At 65.6% G+C, this 19,936-nt stretch carries 16 protein-coding genes and 1 pseudogene; 11 read left to right on the top strand and 6 right to left on the bottom strand.

Translation table 11 applies throughout. The features are described from left to right. Nucleotides 1-286 precede the first annotated feature (286 nt). On the top strand, nucleotides 287-913 hold the full coding sequence (locus tag CSW59_RS05010; RefSeq protein WP_099443006.1) for a phage tail protein: 627 nt from the start codon (nucleotides 287-289) through the stop codon (nucleotides 911-913). Between the two features lie 26 nt (nucleotides 914-939). Here CSW59_RS05010 and CSW59_RS05005 read toward each other — a convergent pair whose 3' ends face one another. Continuing rightward, on the bottom strand, nucleotides 940-1,230 hold the full coding sequence (locus CSW59_RS05005) for a hypothetical protein (protein ID WP_099443005.1): 291 nt from the start codon (nucleotides 1,228-1,230) through the stop codon (nucleotides 940-942). Between the two features lie 26 nt (nucleotides 1,231-1,256). Between CSW59_RS05005 and CSW59_RS05000 the strand changes: the two genes are divergently transcribed. Then, on the top strand, nucleotides 1,257-1,877 hold the full coding sequence (locus CSW59_RS05000) for a GNAT family N-acetyltransferase (protein WP_099443004.1): 621 nt from the start codon (nucleotides 1,257-1,259) through the stop codon (nucleotides 1,875-1,877). 149 nt (nucleotides 1,878-2,026) lie between these two features. Here the strand turns inward: CSW59_RS05000 and ribA are convergent, their stop codons facing one another. Next, nucleotides 2,027-2,680, bottom strand: coding sequence for a GTP cyclohydrolase II (gene ribA / locus CSW59_RS04995; RefSeq protein ID WP_099443003.1), 654 nt, complete (start codon nucleotides 2,678-2,680; stop codon nucleotides 2,027-2,029). A 188-nt stretch (nucleotides 2,681-2,868) separates the two neighbouring features. Between ribA and CSW59_RS04990 the strand changes: the two genes are divergently transcribed. From CSW59_RS04990 to CSW59_RS04975, 4 genes are read left to right on the top strand one after another with little or no spacing between them, the layout of a single operon-like run. Then, on the top strand, nucleotides 2,869-3,480 hold the full coding sequence (locus tag CSW59_RS04990; protein WP_099443002.1) for a RibD family protein: 612 nt from the start codon (nucleotides 2,869-2,871) through the stop codon (nucleotides 3,478-3,480). Then, on the top strand, nucleotides 3,477-4,238 hold the full coding sequence (locus CSW59_RS04985; RefSeq protein ID WP_099443001.1) for a hypothetical protein: 762 nt from the start codon (nucleotides 3,477-3,479) through the stop codon (nucleotides 4,236-4,238). Before CSW59_RS04990 ends, CSW59_RS04985 begins: the two co-directional genes overlap by 4 nt. A 9-nt stretch (nucleotides 4,239-4,247) precedes the next feature. Continuing rightward, nucleotides 4,248-6,104, top strand: a complete 1,857-nt coding sequence (locus tag CSW59_RS04980) for a WD40 repeat domain-containing protein (RefSeq protein WP_099443000.1) — start codon at nucleotides 4,248-4,250, stop codon at nucleotides 6,102-6,104. 40 nt (nucleotides 6,105-6,144) lie between these two features. Continuing rightward, entirely contained in the window at nucleotides 6,145-7,821 is a 1,677-nt protein-coding gene (locus tag CSW59_RS04975; RefSeq protein ID WP_143754952.1) for a hypothetical protein, read from the top strand. Between the two features lie 50 nt (nucleotides 7,822-7,871). Here the strand turns inward: CSW59_RS04975 and CSW59_RS04970 are convergent, their stop codons facing one another. Further along, nucleotides 7,872-9,092: a hypothetical protein gene (locus CSW59_RS04970; protein ID WP_099442998.1), complete on the bottom strand. Its 1,221-nt coding sequence runs from the start codon at nucleotides 9,090-9,092 to the stop codon at nucleotides 7,872-7,874. Between the two features lie 119 nt (nucleotides 9,093-9,211). On the opposite strand from CSW59_RS04970, the gene CSW59_RS04965 reads away from it, so the two are divergent. Then, nucleotides 9,212-10,366 (top strand): glycosyltransferase family 4 protein, encoded by a 1,155-nt coding sequence (locus CSW59_RS04965; protein ID WP_099442997.1) that lies wholly within the window; start codon nucleotides 9,212-9,214, stop codon nucleotides 10,364-10,366. Here CSW59_RS04965 and CSW59_RS04960 read toward each other — a convergent pair. After that, nucleotides 10,308-11,060 (bottom strand): hypothetical protein, encoded by a 753-nt coding sequence (locus tag CSW59_RS04960; RefSeq protein WP_099442996.1) that lies wholly within the window; start codon nucleotides 11,058-11,060, stop codon nucleotides 10,308-10,310. The genes CSW59_RS04965 and CSW59_RS04960 overlap by 59 nt on opposite strands. 186 nt (nucleotides 11,061-11,246) lie before the next feature. Here CSW59_RS04960 and CSW59_RS04955 point away from each other — a divergent pair, with 186 nt between their 5' ends. The 3 genes from CSW59_RS04955 to CSW59_RS04945 all read left to right on the top strand — a co-directional run bounded on the left by CSW59_RS04955 (nucleotide 11,247) and on the right by CSW59_RS04945 (nucleotide 16,119). Then, nucleotides 11,247-13,361, top strand: coding sequence for a GNAT family N-acetyltransferase (locus CSW59_RS04955; RefSeq protein ID WP_099442995.1), 2,115 nt, complete (start codon nucleotides 11,247-11,249; stop codon nucleotides 13,359-13,361). Then, nucleotides 13,358-14,221 carry a hypothetical protein gene (locus CSW59_RS04950; RefSeq protein ID WP_099442994.1) on the top strand — a complete coding sequence of 288 codons (864 nt, stop codon included), beginning with the start codon at nucleotides 13,358-13,360 and terminating at the stop codon, nucleotides 14,219-14,221. The genes CSW59_RS04955 and CSW59_RS04950 overlap by 4 nt, the downstream gene beginning before the upstream one ends. A gap of 143 nt (nucleotides 14,222-14,364) precedes the next feature. Beyond that, nucleotides 14,365-16,119: an exo-alpha-sialidase gene (locus tag CSW59_RS04945; protein WP_143754951.1), complete on the top strand. Its 1,755-nt coding sequence runs from the start codon at nucleotides 14,365-14,367 to the stop codon at nucleotides 16,117-16,119. Between the two features lie 286 nt (nucleotides 16,120-16,405). Here the strand turns inward: CSW59_RS04945 and CSW59_RS04940 are convergent, their stop codons facing one another. Together CSW59_RS04940 and CSW59_RS04935 are read right to left on the bottom strand one after the other, a co-directional pair. Further along, nucleotides 16,406-17,692 (bottom strand): DUF5690 family protein, encoded by a 1,287-nt coding sequence (locus CSW59_RS04940; RefSeq protein ID WP_099442992.1) that lies wholly within the window; start codon nucleotides 17,690-17,692, stop codon nucleotides 16,406-16,408. A gap of 68 nt (nucleotides 17,693-17,760) precedes the next feature. Then, entirely contained in the window at nucleotides 17,761-18,480 is a 720-nt protein-coding gene (locus CSW59_RS04935; RefSeq protein WP_099442991.1) for a UTRA domain-containing protein, read from the bottom strand. A 173-nt stretch (nucleotides 18,481-18,653) separates the two neighbouring features. Here CSW59_RS04935 and CSW59_RS04930 point away from each other — a divergent pair. Continuing rightward, nucleotides 18,654-19,936: pseudogene (locus tag CSW59_RS04930) on the top strand (alkaline phosphatase family protein); the annotation flags it as partial.

Genomic DNA, 19,936 nt, shown 5'->3' with positions numbered 1-19,936 from the left:
CTTACGCGCGCCAAACGCTGGAACTGAAGCGAGAAAGCTCAAGAGGCGGCTTTTGCCAGCCTCGACGCTACCGTCCTACATATTGTGATCTGCGAAGGACCACGATGTGCATTTTATCACATACCGCAGCCTACGGTCGCCGCACGGTTGTAGTCAACACCGCATCAGGAGACGCCTGGACAGGCGCCGCGTGGCGTTTCGGCTTCTTCCAGACCTCCAAAGACGCCCCAAAAGGCCCATCCCCGTTTTGGGGACGAGATTTCGGATAACCATCAGGGAGGATTTCATGTCGGATCCGTTTATCGGTCAGATCATGCAGGTCGGTTTCGCCTACGCGCCGATCAACTGGCTGAATTGCAAAGGGCAGATTCTGCAGACGTCCCAGAACCAGGCCCTCTTCGCCCTTCTCGGCAACCGGTTTGGCGGAAACGGCACGACAAATTTCGGTCTCCCCGATGCGCAGGGACGGGTCTTCATCGGTACGGGAAACGGCGCAGGGCTGACCCCTCGCAATATGGGCGACAAAGGCGGGCTCGAGCAGCAGAGCCTTTCCCTCGCGAACTTGCCCGTGCATACGCACGCAGCCACGGCTGTAGGCGGCAGCGTCAACGTCGGCGGAACCATAGGTGCGATGACGGGCGTGAGCGCCACTGATGAAATGGCCGCTCCCACGCCAGGCGCATTCTTGGGCACGGTCCTCGAACAGGACACCTCGCCCGTGTTCTATGCGCCGGCAAACGCCTCCGGCACGCCCATTCCGCTCGGCGGCTTGCACATCAGTTCGCAATACCAGCCGCCCACCGTCTCCATTCAAAATGCGGGGTCGAGCTCGCCCATCTCCCTGATGCAACCGTTCCAGGCCGTGACGACAATCATATCGACGGCCGGCATTTGGCCCGAGAACCCGAACTAAACCGCGCCGAAGACGGGCGCGTCGGATCAGGTGAAAACCGCCTGGTATCGACGCGCCTTCGGGGTCGGCATGACCTGATTGATATGGATCTGATACGGACCGCCCCGCCCACAGTCGAACTCGTAGGTGGCGTCCATCAGCATGATGTGGAGCGGCGCCTCGAACATAAGGCTGAAGCGCTCACGAAAATCGAAGCCGATCAGTCGAGGCATTCGCTCGATACGCGCCAGCAGCACCTCAACCGGTTGAGGCACGGTGTTGATGCGCACCGAACGACCAAGCCAGGGCTCGAAATCATCAGGGGTCAGCAGTCGCAAAACCTTCTCCCTAGGCGCGAAAATTGATGCAGAGACACCTTGGCGCGCAAAATCACCACGTCGCACCTAAGGGCGCAAGCCATGCAGCGCTGGCCGCGCCTCGGCTTTCCGATCTCCCGCCATTTCCGAAAGTCGAAAGGCGTGCGCAGGCCGTCCCGCCAGGCCTCGCGCTACGATCGGCGCGAAGCGGAGACCTTCAGTTCTTGCTAAGACTGTACGGCGAGACGCGCACGGCGGAACTGAGTTTGACGCCGTGGTCCGAGGCGCAGAAGCAAGCCTTCATCACGGACCAGTTCAGCCTACAGCACCTGCACTATGTGCAGCGCAATCCCCATGCGGACTTTTGGCTGATCGAGCGGATCGGCCTGGACGGCCGTCACGAGCCCATCGGTCGCCTGTATCTCGATCGCAGCGAACGCGAATGGAGAGCCATAGATCTGTGCTTGCTGACCAAGGCCCGCAGCGCGGGTATCGGCGGAGCCGTTATTCGGTCGATCCAGAAAGCAGCTCTCGAAACGGAAGCGGACTCAGTGACCCTTTACGTCGAGAAGACCAATCATGGCGCACGACGTCTCTATGCGCGGCTTGGGTTCGAGGAGGCGCCCTCTCCCTTCCCTGGCCATTGCCGAATGCGCTGGAGCCCGTAGGACCAGCCATCGCCGCGCTGGCGTCTGGATGAAATGATCTGCCGAATTGGCGGCAAGCACGTCGATCTCTGGCGCCTCGACCTCATCGTTCAGCGGCGCCGAGACGCCGGCGCGGCCCGGAAGTTGCGTGACGCCAAGAAACTGGGCGGTCAAGTGTTCACCCTGTGCGACTTGGCGCGACTAACGGTGACAGCCCCATCCAACCAGTCGATTGCATGCCCCAGCTTCGTGGCCTTGGTGGAGAGATAGCCCTGGTTCTCTGGGCGCGCCACGCTGCGCATCGGCACGCGCTCGACGACGCGGATGCCCGCAGCCTCAAGCGCTTCCAGCTTGCGTGGGTTATTGGTCATCAACCGGACGGCAGCAACGCCAAGATCCGCCAGCATCTCCGCGGCGATGTCGAAGCTGCGCAGGTCGGCAGCGAACCCAAGTTCGAGGTTCGCCTCCACCGTATCGAGCCCACGGTCTTGCAACGCATAGGCCCGAAGCTTGTTGGCTAGCCCAATGCCGCGCCCTTCCTGCCGGAGATAGAGAATGATCCCCGCGCCCTGCATGCCGATCCGCGCACGAGCGGCGGCGAGCTGGTCGCCGCAGTCGCACCGCAGCGAACCGAAAAGGTCGCCCGTCATACATTCCGAATGAATCCGCACCAGCGGCGGCGCGGTGACAACATTGCCCATCACCATTGCCACATGCTCACGCCCGGTTTTCTTTTCTAGATAAACAGCCATCGAATACTTTCCCTCATCGGTCGGTATTGATGCTTCGCACAACCTATCTAGCCCGTACTGATCTTTGATCATTGCGCTTCCTTCCCCGTTAGCCCGTGCCCTTACCGAGTATGTTCCTGCAGGCCTCCATACGTCACCACCTTGACGGTAGTTGATGGCAAAATACAAACTATGCTATACATGAACTCATGTACAGTTTCGTCGTCGGCAGTTGAGATCGCATCGCTTCAAATTCGAGCCACGGGGAATGGACGGGGCGAATGAGACGGCCTTTCATCCACGTCAATTTCGCCACGCAGAGCGCTGGCGGTTCCGGCGAAGCGCTGAGCTATGCGGGGAACATCTCCTGCCTCGCCGACTGGAAGCGCGTTCATGTCTTGCGCGAACGCTATGATGCGATCGCCGTCGGCGGAAGAACCTGGAATCTCGACCGCCCGCGCCTCACGGCCCGAGCCGATCGGCTCGGCCGCGAACCCCGCCGCCAGCCACGGCGCGTGATCTTCGCGGGCTCGCATCCGTGCGAGGCGCCGCAGCCCGGCGCGCCGGCGTTCGTCGTCAGCACAAGCCCGACGGCCGGGCGGGATGTGGTGGCGCTGGCGATGACTGGGCGCGATCTGCATGCGCCGCTGGCTTGCCTCCACGACCATGGGATCGAGAGCCTGCTCGTTGAAGGCGGGCCGACGCTGCTGCGATCGTTCCTCGGCCAGGGCATGGTCGACACGATGACCGTGTTCGTGCGCGCAAGCAGCGCCGAAGCGGCAGATCGTGGCGTGCGCGAAAGCCTTGGTCCGCTGCCTGAGAACAGCCGCGTCAGCGCCTTTGGCGAAGGCTTCCTGCTGGAGGCGGGCCCCGTCGAGGCGATGCTGTCGTGACCGCGCCCATCCGCTTTGTCATCTTCGCGGCGCCGCGAACCGGCAGCAATCTGCTGTGCGGCCTGCTCGGCGCTCATCCAGACATCCTCTGCCATCACGGGCTGTTCAATCCCGCCGGTGTCCACTCGGCGCGGGGTCGGGCGTGCGAGCCATTGGGCAGCGCGGCGGCGCGCGACCAAGATCCGTCTGCGTTCCTGAAGCGCGTCTGGAGCTCGGCCGGCGGCGCGCGGGCGGTCGGGTTCAAGATCAACCTGGGTGAGAATGAAGCCGCGTCGGCGGCGTTATTGCGCGACCCATCGGTGCGCAAACTGCTGCTGCGGCGCCGCAACCGCCTGCGCGCCTTTGTCTCGGAGGAGATCGCCGCGCGCACCGGCGTGTGGGAGAGCTACGATCCGCCCCATAAGGCCGGGCTCCCCAGGATCCGCGTGGCCATCGACGACCTTGTTCGCCATGCGGATCGTAACGCCGCCTACTATGCAGGGCTGGAGTCTGTACTCATCGCGACCGGGCAAGATTGGCTCGAGACCGAATATGAGTCGCTGTCGGATCCCGCCGAACTGCGGCGCGTCCTCGCCTGGCTTGGTGTCGGTTCGCGCTATCCGCTCGCCCCCCCATCAAGCAAGCGGGCCCCGGCCGATCTCGGCGCCGTGGTGACCAATCTTCACGAACTCGCCGCGGCGCTCGCGGACACGCCGTTCGGAGCCGAACTCTTCGAGCGCGACCTGCCCGACCTCCGCTCCCCGCTCCTCGCACCCTAGGCGCCGCCGATGCTCGATATGCCCCTCGCCCCCGTCGCCGCCGACTGCTTCACGCGCCACCGTGGTCCAGTCACTTCGGTCGCCGCGGTCCCCGGGCGCGCGGCGGCTGTCGCGGCGGCTTATGACGGCGCCGTTTCCCTGTTCGACCTCGACGCCGGCGCCGCCGAGTTGCTCGGCTATCACGGTCATCTGGTCAACCACGTCACCGTCAACGCCCATGGCAGCCTCGCTGCGTCCTCGTCGTCGGACTACGATATCCGCATCTGGGACCTGCGCGAACGCCGCCTGGCGCGGGTGCTGCGCGGGCACAGCGACGACGTCGAATGCTTCGCGTTCGTCGATGCCGAAACCGGCGTCTCGGCGTCGCGCGACCGGCGGATCCTCGTCTGGGATCTGGCGAGCGGCGCGATCCGGCGCGTGATCGAGGGGCACGAGAAGGACGTCCTGTCGGTCGCCGTCCATGACGGGCTGATCCACTCATCGGGGGACGACAGGACGCTCCGCCAATGGGACCTCGCTACGGGCAAGCTGCTGCGCACCTGGGGCCCGTTCGAGACCGAGACCGACACCTGTGCGATCGACGGACGCAACCATCGCGTCGTGCTGGGCTGCGACGACGGCGTGATCCGCATCTTCGACAGCCGGAGCGGCGCCTTCGTCGCCCAGATCACGGCGCACGGATCGGGGATCAAGAAGGTGGCGGTCTCGCCCGTCACCGGTGACATACTGTCCTGCGCCTATGACCAGAAAATCCTTGTCTGGGATGCGCGGAGTTTCGCCTGCAAGGTGACGCTTGAGGGCCATGCCGCCAAATGGGAGCGCTCTTTCAGCTGGTCGCCCGACGGCAAGACGATCGTCGCCGGAACGTTCGATGGAACCGTGGTGCGATGGGACGCGGCGTCGGGCGGGCTGATCGCCGAAATCGGCGGCGGGATCGGTGATCGCGGCAATGCCTGCTTCAACGAAGGCGCGGGCGCGGCGGACGGCAGTGTAGCCCTGGTCGCCGATGACGGGCTGGTGCGGATGATCCGCTTCACCGACGATGACGCTTGGCTGACCGCCTCCCTCGAGCCGCGCGGCGGCCGCGTGCTGATGAATGCGGTCGCCCGCGACGAAGAAGGCGACCGCGTCTTCGGAGGAGCCCATGACCATCGGCTGCACATCTTCAGCGGCCAGGGCCTGGAGACTGTCGCGCAGTTGGCGCTGGGCCAGGGTCCGATCAATTCGATCCGCGTCGCAACCTGCCCGGGGCACGAAGGCGCCGCCTTCGCCGCCTGCTACAGCGGCGCGATCGTCCGTATCGCGCCGGACGGGCGGCAAGCACGCGCGCACGCGCTGCATGATGGCGCGGTAAAGGCGCTGCGCCTTCACCCGCGCGCGGCGCTGGGCGTGAGCTGCAGCGCCGACGGCGGCCTGCTCTCGTGGACGCTCGACGGCGAGATCGTCCACCGTTTCCCCGGCCACACCGCGATCGTCGACGACGTCGACATCTCGCCCGCCGGCGACCGCATCGCCAGCGCCTCGCGCGATTTCACGCTCAACGTCTACGACCTCGCCGATGCGCGGCTGATCCAGTCGATCGAGCTCGGCCGGCGCTCGCCCAAATCCTTGTGCTTCTGGGACGCCGAGACGGTGATCGTCGGCGACTATTGGGGCGCGCTGGTGAAGGTCGATCTCGCCACTGGCGGCGTCACGCGCCGGACGATCGCCGCGAACGGGCTGAGCTCGCTGACCCGCTGCGGCGAAGCCCTGGTCGCGACCTCATACGACGGCGGCGTCTATCGCGTGTCGGTCCACGATCTCGACGTGACGGGCGTCTATCGCGCGATGACCCAGAGACTGGTCCCGGCGACAGCCGTGAAATGACGAAGGGTTGATAACGAACAACTAGCAGGGAGAGCGCGCAATGGCACGCAAGTCATGGATGATCGCGTTGAGTATGTCGCTGGCGCTTGCCGGCGCCGGATGCACGGCGAAGAAGGCCGTGGTCGCCGGTTCCGACAGCGCCGCGGCGCTGTGCGCGTTGACTCAGTCGGAGTTCAGCAGCTGGCAGGCGACCGGTGGGGCCGGCTTCGTCGCGCCGGACAGCGCGGCGACCAACCTGAACACCAGTTGCGGCTTCTTCAAGTGGGGCTCGCAGATGTTCCTGTGGCTGACCAGCCAGGACGCGACGGGAACCATGAACATGTTCTCGCCGACCTTCTACACCGCCGTTGAGTCGACCCAGACGGGGAGCTTCGAACTCGTCCGCAATCCGGGCGGGACCGTCAACGCGCTCGGGTCCAGTCGGCCCGCGACGATTACGTTCCGCGCCCGCGTCAACAAGCCGGTGATCCTCAAGACCCACACGCCCGCGCAGCTCGCTGCGGCGAGAGCCGACCTCGACAATCTCACCGATTCGACCGGCCAGGCGGGCGGCGGCGGGGTGCTGGTGCTCGACGGCGCCCCCGTCCAGGTTCCCGGCAAGGCGGGCTACGCGACCTATCCGGTGACCTACTATACGATCCAGGTGAACGACGTGTTCGCCGGGCTCCAGGCGAACCAGACCAAGGTGCCCTATTACAACGCACCCGGCTCGACCAAGACCTTTCCGACCACGTTGAACGAAGCGCAGCAAATCCAGACCGCCTCGGGGACGACCTTCGCCGACCTCAATCAACTCGCGCTCGAGCTCAAGAGCAGCTGGGTCGACGTCGCCTATCTGACGCCCCAGCAGGCGAAGGGGCTGATCACGATCCAGGGTCAGGTTCCCGCCTTCACGCAGAGCACGACCTCCACCGGGTTGCTGACGCTCGCCTGGGACGGCGTGACCACCGCGACGCGCACGCTGGCGCTGGTCGGCATCCATGTGGTCGGCACGGTTCCGGGCCGTCCGGGGATGGTATGGTCGACCTTCGAGAGCGTGTTCAACTCGCCCGACAACACCTATTCGTACATCAACGGCAACTACAATACGCAAACCAACAGCTGCCCAAGCGGCGCGAACTGCCTGTCCACCGTGCCGTTCAGCACCAGCAACAGCACCCCGACGATCTTCTATCATGGCCAGGCGGGGACCTCGACGCTGCCAACATCGATCGTGACCACGGCGACGTCGAGCGACTACAACACCGCGATCAATTCGACCTCGGCCAAGCTCGTCGCGACCAATGTCGTGCGCTACAATCCGTGGGGAAACCAGCAGCCTGCGAACCCGACGGTGACCGACCCGGTGGTCCAGAACAACACCATGCTGCTCTCGCTGATGCAGACGCTCAATCCCCAGCTCAAATCGGCAGGCGGCCGGGGCGTGACACTCGCCAACTATTTCCAGTCGGGCTCTATCTGGAGCAACAATCTGATCCCGAACCAGACCGGCGCCCAGCAGTTCGGCTCGCTCTTCGCGGCGAATACGACAATGGAGACTTTCCAGCAGGTCTCGCCGAGCAATAGCGATCCCAATGCCACCGCTCAAAATTGCTTCAGCTGCCACAGCATTCCCACGCCCCCGCCTGGGTCGACGCCCTCGGCGGGGACCGGGGTAAGCCACGTCTTCCCGCATGTGACGGCATCGACGGCCTCGGCGACACAAGCAAAGAAATAGGCGTTGGCCCCCTCCCCGCTCGCGGGGAGGGGGTGACCGCCGATCAAGCTCTAGAAGCGGATCGCTTGGCGGTGGAAGGACCGCGCGCTCAGCGGGTCGCCGCCCTCGGCGAAATAGCGCGCGCGATACTCTCCCGCGGTGATGGCGTTCACGCTGCTGTTGCTATGGTCCGATCCGTAGAGAAAGATGCCGGGGGCCCGCTCGGCCAGCGCTTCGATCCAGCCCGCATAGATCCGGCGCTTCTCTTCGAGACTATGGCGCGCCGCACTGTAGATCGTCGAGAAGGCGTTGCTCCACCAAATCACGCTCCCCGGCGCATCCTCGACCCGCGCGAGCAGCGCATCCGGCGCGAGGATGTTGCACGCCAGATACTCGTGTCCGATCGCCTGGAACGCGCGCCAATGCTGGGCGAAAGCCTCCGCGCCGCCCCAGCGCGCCAGCTCGGCCGCCCACAATCGTTCGAGTTCGCCCCAGTCCATGTCTTCGGGCGTGGCGCCGGGCCAGAGATAGTAGTGCGTGCTCCCGCCACGCTCGAACAGCGTGCGGAGATAGCGAGGATAGTCCCGCCCATCCCACTCGCTGTTGAGCCTACGCCGAAAGTCGAGCGCGTCGGCGCTGTAGTCGAAGAACACTACCCGGCTGTCTGCGCCGATTCCGTGTGTCGCCAGGATGCGGTTGGGCTTGAGACCGGCGGCGACGCAGTAGAGCGTCGAGACAGGCGCGACGAAGCCCGGCGGCGGCTCGACGACATCGTCATAGGATTCATAGTTGAGCACGAAGACGCCGCGCCCGGCCTTGTCGCACATCTCGTCGAGGAAAGCCTCGAAAGGCGCGGCGGTGGAAAGATCGGCGCCGAGATCTATCAGATGCCCTTCAAGCACAGGCCCGAAGGGCATGGGCGCACACTGTCCTGGCTCGCCCGCGCGCGACCACGCCGCTAGGTCGATCAGCACGCAGCGGCCGGCGACGCCCGCGAAAATGAAATCGTGCGCGCCGACCCATTGCTCGAGCGCTTCGAAGAAGCCGCGCGCCTTGCCGCCGTCGGGGCCTGCGTGCTCGGCGACGATGTGGCCATAGCCCTGAACAAGGCAGTAACGACGCCCTGCCGCCTTTGCGCGCGTCAGGATGCCCGCGAAATCGCGCTCTTCGATGATCGCACCGAAATAGTGCCAGCGCAGCCAAGCGACGCTGAGGTCGCGTGCGCGGCCTGTCGCCGTCCCCGCGCCGGCCTCGGCGCGATCCCCTAGCAGTCCACAGACGATATCGAGCACGCTCACCTCCCCCGCTGACGTCGAAACCTATTCCGCCGGGGTGGTAAGGTCTATTAGCATCAACCAAGAATTGAGCGGCATCTTGACCGCGGATCGCGCCACGGGGCCTTATCGTCGCGATGGCCCCGCGAATTCTTCTTCTTCAGGATGCCGCCCATCTGCCGTCGTTCGGCGGAGGCAACAAGGCTAACCGATTGCTGCTCGAGGCGCTGGTGAGCCGAGGATTCGACTGCCGGATGGTCTCGCGCGTTCCGGGCGAGCGCAGGCTGCTCGCCCATGAGTTTGGCGCGCAGGGGCTGGCGGCGCGGGGCGTAGAGGTCGAAGCCGATGGCGGCTATCGCTATCGCGGGGTGGGCGTCACGCCTCTGGACTTCGCCGCGCCCGACGCCCGCAACCGCATTGCGGCGCTTATCGCTGATTTTGATCCTGACTGGACCCTCGCCTCGGACGATCGCCCCGGCTTGTTCCTTGGCGCCGCGTTGCGCCACGCGCCCGCGCGGACCATCGCCCTGGTCCACACCCACTACCACTTACCCTTCGGCCCCGAAGCCGAGCGGCTCGATCCCGCCAGGCATGACCAACTGCGGCGGGCGCGGAGCGTCGTCGCCGTGAGCGACTATAGCCGCGCCTATCTGCGGGAATGGGGCGGGATCGTTTCCAAGGTGCTGCACTTTCCCGTATTCGACTCTGGCCCGTTCGCTTCGCCCGCGCCGCCCGACGGCTTCGTCGCGATGATCAACCCCTGCCGCGCCAAGGGTCTGCCGATCTTTCTGGCGCTCGCGGAGCTTTTCCCCGAAACGCCCTTCGCTGCGGCGCCCACCTGGGGCGGAGACGCCGCGGTGCTCGACGCGCTGGCGCGGCTTCCCAATATGACGATCCTCAATCCCGCCGACGATATCGGCGAGCTGCTGGCTCGTGTGCGCGTTCTATTGGCGCCATCCCTGGAGCCCGAGACGTTCGGCTATGTCGCCATCGACGCGATGCTGCGCGGCGTCCCCGTGCTCGCCGGCAATCTCGGCGGTCAGCCCGAAGCCAAGCTCGGCGTGGATTTTGTGCTGCCCGTCAGCGGCTCGATCGAGCCTTGGGTCGACGCACTCAAGGCGCTGCTCGTCGACCCACACGCCTGGCGCCGGCTGTCCGAGCAATCGCGGGCGGCGGCGCACTGCTTCCTCCCCAAAACCGATGCGGACCATTTCATCCGCCATCTGGATGCGCTCAGCGCCCCAGCGCGTGAAGCTCCGCTTCCAGATCACTGCCCCGCAGCGCGCGGCTGAGATCGTCAAAATTCTCCACCGTATCGCGCAGCGACGTTGGCGTGAGTTTCCAGGTCTGTCCCTCCGGCCGGGCCGGTTCGCCTTCGAGACCGAGCAGCGCCAGCGCTGGATCGATCCCGTCGGGCGTGAACAGGTCCTCGTACCAGAGCTGCGCATAGCCCTGGCCGGTCTCCGCCAACCATGCCTCGGTCTCGCGGTAGAAGCGCTCGTGCAGCTCGATATTCTCCAGCAGCAAGTCGCGATCCACCGTCACCTTGGGCCGCGCCCCCGGCGCGCCGCGATCGTCATAGACCACCCATTCGCCGGTCTGCCGCGCCAGCAGCAACGACACGAACGCCTTCACCCGGTTGCGGCGCCTGAGGAGGATTTTGCGCACCGACTGGTCCGCCAGCACCGCGCGCCACGCCGGCTCGTGCTGCCACAGGCATAGCTTGAACCCGACCGCCACGCGCCCCAGAGGGGTCCCCCATACGCGCTCGAGAAACTCCTCGGGCGCGCGCTCGCGTTCCTCGATCGTGCCGAGCGTGAAGCCGCTTTGCTGGAGGTGCCGCGCGACGCCGACGACATGCGGATTGAATATCTCGTGATGGCACAGGATGTCGGGGTGCGAATTGAGCACCGTACACAGATAGTTACTACCGGTGCGTGTCGCATGGAGGATGACGAAACGAACCGCAGCCTTGAGTTCCGTCATCCGCCATTCCATTGATAGAGCGTCGGCGGAAGCGTAGCTTGTCCACACGACAATTCTAGTCCCGTGTCCCTCAACAGAACAGGATCTGAATTCTTCATGGCGTCAGACCAGGACTATGCCGCGATCAGCTTCCGGTGCGCCGGAGGTGCTTTGCGCCGCCACGCCGTCTGGGCCAGCTGATTTCCGATGCGCATCGTCGCGATCGTTGATCCGTACGACGCCGGATCGATGCTCGCGCCCGCCTTTGCTAGTCGTGGTGTCGCTGCGGTGATGATCGGGAGCACGCCCGAAGTTCCGGCCAGCGAAGCGGTGACGTTCGATCCCGCGAGCTTCGCGCATCTGCCGCCCTGGTCGGCGGATATCGCGCAGACCATCACCATGCTGCGCAGGCTTGGTGTGGCGCGGGTGATCGCCGGCTCCGAACGCGGAGTCGAACTCGCCGACCGGCTGGCTGAAGCGCTCGCGCTGCCCGGCAATGGCACGCGGCTGAGCACAGCCCGGCGCGACAAGCTGCGGATGAGCGAGACGGTGGCTGCGCAAGCCATCCGCACGCCGCGCCAGATCGCCTCGAACAGCCTCGAAACGCTGCTCGCCTGGATCGACACCGAGGGTGGCTGGCCGGCAATCCTAAAGCCCCGTCGCGCCAAGGGATCGGAAGGCGTGCGGCTGTGCGCCACGCCCGACGAGGCCGCGCGCGCCTTCGCCGCGATCAGTGGCCGCACTGATCGACTGGGGTCGGCCAACGAGACGGTGCTTGCCCAGCAGTTTCTTAAGGGGCGCGAATATGTCGTCGACACCGTCAGCCTCGACGGCCGCCATCGCCTCGCGGCTCTATGGGCTTATGGCAAGCCGACCCCCGATTTCGCCACCGTTGGGCTGCTCGCGACCAAGCAGCTGCTGCCCGCCGAGGGACCGCTTGCCGAGGCGCTGTTCGACTTCGCGGCCCAGGTGGTCGACGCGCTGGGGATCCGGCATGGCGCCGGGCATTGCGAGATCATCGTCGACGAGCATGGCCCGGCGCTGGTCGAGATTGGCGCCCGGCTCCATGGCGGCCCGCCCGCGCACCTCATGTCCCGCGCGGCGACGGGAACCAGCCAGCTCGACCTGCTGGTGGAATCCCACGTCGATCCCGACCGCTTCGCCGCCGATATCACCTCGCGCTACGTTCTGACGGGGAGCACCGCGATGGCGCTGCTGCGCGACGACCAGCTTCGCGGCGAGATCGAAACGTTGCCTTCGATCCAGCATCTTGTCTGGAACGCGGCTCCCGGCGCACCCCAGCCGCCGGTTGCGGGCCTCGCCACGCTGATCCATGCGGATCCGGCGGAAGTCGCCGCCGATCTCGAGATCGCGACCGGCGGTATCATCTGTAGACTGATCACTGATCGTGATGCGATCGAAACGCTCGCCCCCGAATGGCGCGCGCTGCTTGGCCGCTCGCGCGCAAACCGCGCCTTTAGCGGCCCGGACTGGTATCTTGCGGCGCTTGACGCGACGCCCGGGCTTTCGCCGCAGCTCGTCGTCGCCTCGCGCGGCGGGCAGCTCGCCGGCATCCTGCCGCTCGCAGACGACGCGTCGCGCGGAAGCACGGGCTTCGCAACGCCGCTGGCCGACTACAACGACGTGATCGTTGCTTGCGGCGACCTCGCGACGGCGCGACGGCTGATGCGGTTCGCCCGCCACCGCTTTTCCGCTCTTGAAGTGGGGTGTGTTCGCCGCGATGCGGATGGCTTGCGCGCCGAGCCCCGCGCCGTCCTGACGGAAAAGAAGTTCACCTGTCCCTTCGCCGATCTATCGTCCGGCTACGACGCCTGGCTTGCCTCGCGCACCCCGCGTTTCCGCCGTGACCTCGCCCAGCTTGAGCGCCGCGCCGCCCGCGCGGGCCTGAGCGCCGCCCCACTTGAGCGCGCGCCTCCCGATCTTGCCGCGCGCTTTCTCGACTTCCACCAGGATCGGTTCGGCGAACGCAGCCTGTTCGCGCGCGATCCCACCGCCCGCGCCTTCGTCGAGCAGGCGCTGCCAAGGCTGTGCCAGACGGGCGTCGTCGTCCCATTCGCGCTACGCGCCGGAGACCGGATTCTTGGCCTCAACCTGTGCATGCGCGGCGCTGATAACCTTGGCTATTGGAACGCGGGCTTCGACGCCGCGTTCGCCAGCTTCTCCCCGGGTGCGCTGATGATCCATGCCGCCCTGCGCGAGGCCTGCGCGCTCGGCCTTGCCGAGCTCGATTTCCTACGCGGCGCCGAAGCCTACAAGGCGCGCTGGTGCACGGGCGCGCGTGAGATCGGTACGCTCGCATGACCCTGTCGCCGCTTCCCGGAGACCCCTGGTCAATCGGTCTCTATGCCGGGCCCGATCCACTTCATCTCGCGCCGATCCCCGGCCTTTTGAACCCGATCCTGACTCGCGAGCAGGTCACCGACGCCCCCGCCGCCTTCGTCGCCGATCCGTTCCTGCTGCCGCATCGGGACGAATGGCACATGTTCTTCGAAGTTCTCCACCATGGCCGTGGCGTCGGCGAAATCGGCTGGGCCAGCAGCCGCGATATGCGCGCGTGGCGCTATGGCGGGATCGTGCTCAGCGAGCCCTTTCACCTCTCCTACCCGCACGTCTTCGCCTATCGCGGGGACATCTACATGACGCCCGAGACGCTCGGCGCCGGCGCCATCCGCCTGTACCGCGCCGATCCTTTCCCCAACCGCTGGACGCCGGTCGCCGAGTTGGTTCAAGGTGAACTGGCCGATCCGACGCCGTTCCGCTTTGAAGAACGCTGGTGGATGTTCGCCTGTCCGGCGCCGTCCCGGCACGACATGCTCGCGCTCTTCCATGCCGACGCCCTCGAAGGGCCCTGGACCGAGCATCCCGCCAGCCCGCTGATCCAGGCCGACAAAAGCCGCGCGCGTCCCGGCGGGCGCGTCGTCCTGTCCGGCGGCCGGCCGATCCGCTTCGCCCAGGATTGCGGCGCGCGTTACGGCGGAGGCGTCCGAGCCTTTGAGATCACTGAGCTCACCGTAGATCGCTTCGCCGAGCGCGAGCGTGGCGAAAACTCAATCCTCGGCGCTTCCGGCTCGGGCTGGAACGCCAAGGGCATGCACCATGTCGATGCGTGGCGGATGGCCGATGGACGATGGATCGCCGTCGTCGATGGCATAGGTCCGTAGCGACGACCAGGAACGGTTTTGTTCCATTCTGCCCCTGTCGCGAAAACACCTGAACGCGCATTGCGGCGGCTCTACGCCGATGATACAATTCATGCGCGATTATTTTATCGGAGCAACCCTTACGTCTATTTCAGGAGGTTGAGTTGAAGGCAGCGTCTCTATTGATGGTGGCCGGCGCCATCACGACCGTGGGCACCTCGCTTTGGAGCGCGACCCTGCAGACCGCGCCGACGTCCAACCCGCCCCCGACCGCCAGTTCGGCGTCAGTCCCCGCGCCTCCGCCGTTCGGGCCGACCGTCACCGCTGGACGAACACTCGCCACCGCCGACATGACTGCGGCCAGTCCGCTGATCCCGGCCGACATCTATCGCACCTCGGACAACACCGTCGATCATGGCGATCTCGCCACCTTCGCCTGGCTGTCATTCATTTCGGCGGTCTCTCCCGCCTCGTCGAGCAACCGCGGCGTCCCCGGCGGCAGCTTCTCGGCTTCGGGGATGAGCAGCGCCGCAGGGCCGCTGGTGTGGGAGACCTACCAGCACCGCACGGAGTTGCTGCCTTGCAATATCCCCGGCGGCAACGCGTCTCCGACGCCGCCACAGCCTTGGAACGCCCCGCCCACCTATGTCATCGCCAACACTGGCGGCACAGCCTGCAGCACGCTCTCGATATCGGGGACCCCGTCGCTGCCGTACAACAATCTCGACGAGGCCACCCAGATTGGCCAGAACAGCCTCTTCTATCCGGCCACGCCCGGCGCGAGCCCGAACCCGGCCACTGACACACAGGTGCTGTTCGAGGCGCGCGCCAATCAATACGAGTGGAGCTTCGTCAACCAGAACTACGCTTCGCTACAACCGAAGTTCGCGCCCTTCCGCTTCTCGCCCGCCATCACCCTGCCGACCGGCACGGTCGAGGTTAAGGCGGCGTGGCGCCCGCTCTCCTCGATCCCCTCAGATCAGCAATATCGCTATCATACCGCGACGGTGATCACCTATGGCGGCACTGACGCCGCCCCGGTCGCGCGAACCCAGACCTACGCGCTGATCGCGCTGCATCTGATCCACAAGACGCCCAACTATCCCGCGTTTATCTTCGCGACCTTCGAGCAGGTCGACACGCTCACCAATCAGGTCACCAACAAGCCATCCGGCGTCTACTATGTGCCGTCATACAGTGCGGTCGGCTATTCCACGCCCGCGACGACGACTTTCCCGCCAAGCGGGACCACCGTGCCGAATCCCAACATCAACTTCTCCGTCACCGCGCCCACCGCCTCGCCTAACGGCGTTTCGACGCCGCTTCCGCTCGGCGCGACGACAGGCTTCCAGGGCGCTAAGGTCGTCGCCGGACTGGTCACCATCCCGGTCACCCAGCCGGTGACGGTCGTCCCCGATGTCGCGAAGGTCAACGCCCAGGCGCTGGCCGCGATGCAGGGCATTCCCGGCTTCAACAACCAGTTTGTCTGGCAATATTACAGGCTCGCCGGGGTCCAGGCGATCCCGACCAATGATGAGACGACCAAGGACTTCTATCTCGCCAACATCGTCGTCGAGAGCAGCCAGCCGGGCATCCAGCTGTTCCGCGGCTTCCCGCCGATCACGAAGGGGACGCTCACCAACCTGCGAAACCAGGTCAACGTGATCGACTATCACTTCTCCGGGGGCCAGAACTTCTCGATGGGCGGGTGCCAGGGTTGTCACGGCGTCGCGCAGACGCAGAACGGGTTCGATTTCAGCTTCCTGTTCTTCGGCGCGGGCGGTGGGGGCTTCTCGCCGGAGACGGTCGGCATCGTGCCGCCAACAATGGCCGCAGCGCGGATGGCCGCAAAGCGGTACATGCTGCCGAGCTCCAGTAGCTCGCCGGCGGCCACGCCGAGCCCGCCCATGAAGAAATAGGGCCGGAGAAGCTGTCACATTAATCGCGCCACGCCGCTCGGGGAGAATCCTTGACCGTCTCAAGCGGTAGCGGTCGCCCATACGGCGTGAGCCTCGGCGCGGAAGCGCCGAGGCGTTGGGCGACCGGCCCGGAACACTGTGAGTAGAAGGCGTCGCGACCACTCAACGCGGTCCCGAAAAGCGGGGCCCGATCCCGAAACGCCTCTCGGTCAAGCGTCATCGGCTTCCGCCCAAGATCATGGTGTGAGGTGCTCGATGTCCGGACGGCGTCCACCGCCAGAGGCGATCAAGCATTCACCCCCCGCGACCGTCGGCGCAAGAAGTAGAGGCCCGCCAGGACCGTGCATGCAGCGCCCATGAAGCTTGTGACATAAATGCTGGCGATGAAAAAGTTGAGCCAGTCGAGAGCGACCATGGCCAGGTTGCGCCAGACCAGCAGCGCGACGCTACCCAGATAGCCAGAGGCGTCCGCAACATAGATCAGGAAGCCGGCGGTGCCGACCTGCCCACTATAGGCGAGCATGCGGTCGAACAGCATGGCGTTGAACGGCGTGTAAGCCATGTACAGGCCCGCGCCCGTCAGGATCATCCAGACCAGCGGAGACAGCATGTGCGCCTGGAAGGCCAGGGTCGACAGGCCCAGTATGGCGAAGCCAGCCAGGATGACACCGTGCATGACCAAAAGAGCGCGCAGGTTGTCCCGCACCAACATCACCGCGCCCAGAACGCCCAGGGCGATTACCGCCACCGGCAGCTCGCTGGCCGTGAAGACGTCCGAAGCCTGACCAAAGCCCAAGGTCGTCCAGATTTCGGCGGCGAAGTTGTCCCGGAAATCCCTCAGCGCGGTCAGTAGGACGTAGGACAGCACCAGGAGAACAATTCCTGGGGCGTAGGCCGCCAGGAACGCATGGCGTTGGGCGCGATCCATGGGCTGCCGACGCACGCGGGCGGCCTCGTCGTCGGCGCTGGGCGGCGGAAGCTGGGTCAGCGCCCAGACCGAGACGGCCAGCAGCGGCATGAAGACCGCGCCCGTGGCGGCCGGCATCCAGAAGGCCGAGATGTCGAGATCGCTCATCAGCCACTTGCCGACCGACTTCACCACGCCGGACGACAGGATGAAGCTGGCGCAAAGGATGGCGCCCAGCACCTCGGAGGTCCGCCGGCCTTCCATATAGCCGAACACCAGGCCCCAGATCATGCCCAGCGGCAGTCCGTTCAGGAACAGGGCAAGGACGTTCCAAGGCGCGGGGACCACTGCAAAGGCTAGCAGCGCGAGCCACGATGCCCCGATGAGGGCCAGGATGGCCGCCCCCCGGCGCGTAGGGGCGATCTCCGAGATGACCTTGACGCCGATAAACTTGGACGCTGCGTAGCCGATCACCTGAGCCAGGACGAGGGCGATCTTGTAGTCGATCGCAAAGCTCCACCCTTCGACAACGCCGAAGGTCGCCGCCGCAAAGGGCTTGCGGAAGGCGTACATCGAGAAGTAGGCGCAAAAGCCCGCGAGTCCGGCGAACAGGGCGAACGCCAGAGGATGGGCGCGTTCGAGCCAGCGCCGAAAACCAAGTGCCATGGAACCGCCCTCATTGAGAGCGACTTGGTCTATACCACGGACATGTCGACTCGATGACTGTCGACGCTCTACCGGATGCGTATGTCCACGCTCACGGTCAAGGCGTCATGACGCCAGTATTCGCGGTCGAACTCGACCACATTGCCTTTGCCGTCGTAACAGGTGCGAACAAGGCTCAGTCCTGGCAGGCCAGACTTCACGCGCAAGGCCTCGGCCTCGCCACGGGTTAGGGCGCAGGGTCGCATGTCGACCTTGTTCCGCGCGACACCAACGCCATAGACCGACTTCAGGACGCTGGTCAGGGAGCCGTTCAGATCGTGCTCGATCAGCCCAGGCGCGCGGGCCGCGTCGACGATGATGCTTTCGATCAGAACAGCCCGGCCGTCAATCGAGCGACGCCGGTGGATCCAGTACATCGGCGCTCCAACGGGGCGCGAGAAGATCTGGGACAGCACGCCATCACAGGCGATCTCGACCTTGCTGAGCGTTTCGGTCTCGGGTCGCCGCCCCTGGGCTTCGACATAGGACATGAAGCCTTCCCAGCGGGTCGGATCATAGACCACCGGCGGCGGCGAGACGTACCAGCCGCTCCTATCCTTCCGATAGATGATCCCCTCGGCTTCCAGTTGGAAAAGGGCCTCGCGCACCGTGCCGCGAGCCACGCCGCCGCCAAGCTGCAACTGACGCTCGGAGGGGAGCCGTTCGCCTGGCTTGAACTCTCCAGCCACGATGCGGGCGGCGATGTCATCGCGCACGCCGATATACTGGAGACTGTCGGGCTGTTGCATCGAACGACCTAGCCAGCGGTCGAATCCCGCCGGGCGCAAGGATGGGAGGGGGGGCGGCCCGGGTCAAGGAACCGGATCGGCCCTCATAGGGGCGCCGCGCCCCATGTCACGAAAGGTTCGTCATCAAGCACTTCAATCTGGTCTATACCAAATATGATTGGAGAGGATGGATCATGGCGACCGACCGACGTTCGTTCCTGCGCGCCGCAGCGGCCGGGGCCGTTTCTGGCCTATTGCCCGCGACCGTCGCCCGCGCCTTGGCCATCCCGCGCGCCATCGGACCGGCACGATCATGGACGTCGAGCACGTCGTGATCTTCATGCAGGAGAACCGCGCGTTCGATCACTATTTCGGGACGCTGAACGGCGTGCGCGGGTTTGGCGACCCGCGCCCACAGCGCCTGCCCGGCGGGGGCTCGGTCTGGCGTCAGCCTAGCCGTGAGCACAAGGACGGCTTCGTCGCCCCGTTCCATGGGGACGCCTCAGCCACCAACGCCTATACCGTCGACGGCTCCGAACAGGGCCACCAGGGGGCGACCACCATCGTCAACGGCGGCCGCTACGACCAGTGGGGCCACTCAGGCGAGCTGCACAAGCGGATGGTCTACTACAAGGCCTCCGACCTGCCTTTCTATCACGCGCTGGCCAGCGCCTTTACGGTCTGTGACGCCTACCACTGCTCGACCCTGACCCAGACCTACCCCAATCGCCTGCACCTCTGGACCGGCTGCAACGGCGGCGGGAAGGTCGGCGGCGATCCGGAAATGACCAACTACGGCGAGGATGAGACGCCCAGCGCCGACATGGCCACGGACAAGGCCATGGCCAAGGGGCCCTATGACTGGACGACCTACGCCGAACGCCTGGAGGCCGCCGGGATCAGCTGGAAGGTCTATCAGGAGTACGACAATTTCGGCGACAACATCCTGTCGGTGTTCAAGCCGTTCCGCCCCTGCGCCAAGGACTCGTCCTTCTACGCCCGGGCTCGATCCTGGGTGTCAGAGCACAAGACCGGTCCGGATCGCACGCGCTCGGACGGGGAGCAGCTGGTCGAGGCTTTTCGCGCCGACGTCGCCGCCGACCGTCTGCCCCAGGTCTCCTGGATCGTCACCGCCGCCGACCTGTCCGAACATCCGCAGGCCGAGCCCTCCAAGGGCGAGCACGTCTGCGCCGAACTGATCAAGGCGCTGGTCGACCATCCCGAGGTCTTCGCCAAGACCGTCTTCATCGTGAACTACGACGAAGCGGGCGGCTTCTACGACCACATGCAGCCGCCCATGCCGCCGCTGACCCCGGAGCAAGGCTGGAGCTCAGTCTCGGTCGCCGGCGAGAGCAAGGACTACGGCCAGAGCGACGTCGCGAACAAGGGCGCGCATCCGCTGGGCCTGGGCATCCGCGTGCCGGCCATTATCGTCTCGCCCTGGACGCGTGCGCTTTCGTCTGCTCGGAGGTCTTCG

The sequence above is a fragment of the Caulobacter sp. BP25 genome, assembly GCF_002737755.1.
Classification (GTDB): domain Bacteria; phylum Pseudomonadota; class Alphaproteobacteria; order Caulobacterales; family Caulobacteraceae; genus Caulobacter.
Note: the sequence above shows the minus strand (reverse complement) of the source record. Positions and strands in the feature narration are given on the sequence as shown.

What these genes read in the sequence shown, in the direction of transcription:
- CSW59_RS04935 (WP_099442991.1), bottom strand. Translation starts at nt 18,480, where the DNA reads ATGCAACAGCCCGACAGTCTCCAGTATATCGGCGTGCGCGATGACATC.
- CSW59_RS04950 (WP_099442994.1), top strand. Translation starts at nt 13,358, where the DNA reads ATGACCCTGTCGCCGCTTCCCGGAGACCCCTGGTCAATCGGTCTCTAT.
- CSW59_RS04955 (WP_099442995.1), top strand. Translation starts at nt 11,247, where the DNA reads ATGCGCATCGTCGCGATCGTTGATCCGTACGACGCCGGATCGATGCTC.
- CSW59_RS04960 (WP_099442996.1), bottom strand. Translation starts at nt 11,060, where the DNA reads ATGACGGAACTCAAGGCTGCGGTTCGTTTCGTCATCCTCCATGCGACA.
- CSW59_RS04980 (WP_099443000.1), top strand. Translation starts at nt 4,248, where the DNA reads ATGCTCGATATGCCCCTCGCCCCCGTCGCCGCCGACTGCTTCACGCGC.
- CSW59_RS04990 (WP_099443002.1), top strand. Translation starts at nt 2,869, where the DNA reads ATGAGACGGCCTTTCATCCACGTCAATTTCGCCACGCAGAGCGCTGGC.
- CSW59_RS05010 (WP_099443006.1), top strand. Translation starts at nt 287, where the DNA reads ATGTCGGATCCGTTTATCGGTCAGATCATGCAGGTCGGTTTCGCCTAC.
- CSW59_RS05000 (WP_099443004.1), top strand. Translation starts at nt 1,257, where the DNA reads ATGCAGAGACACCTTGGCGCGCAAAATCACCACGTCGCACCTAAGGGC.
- CSW59_RS04965 (WP_099442997.1), top strand. Translation starts at nt 9,212, where the DNA reads ATGGCCCCGCGAATTCTTCTTCTTCAGGATGCCGCCCATCTGCCGTCG.
- ribA (WP_099443003.1), bottom strand. Translation starts at nt 2,680, where the DNA reads ATGATCAAAGATCAGTACGGGCTAGATAGGTTGTGCGAAGCATCAATA.
- CSW59_RS04975 (WP_143754952.1), top strand. Translation starts at nt 6,145, where the DNA reads ATGGCACGCAAGTCATGGATGATCGCGTTGAGTATGTCGCTGGCGCTT.
- CSW59_RS04940 (WP_099442992.1), bottom strand. Translation starts at nt 17,692, where the DNA reads ATGGCACTTGGTTTTCGGCGCTGGCTCGAACGCGCCCATCCTCTGGCG.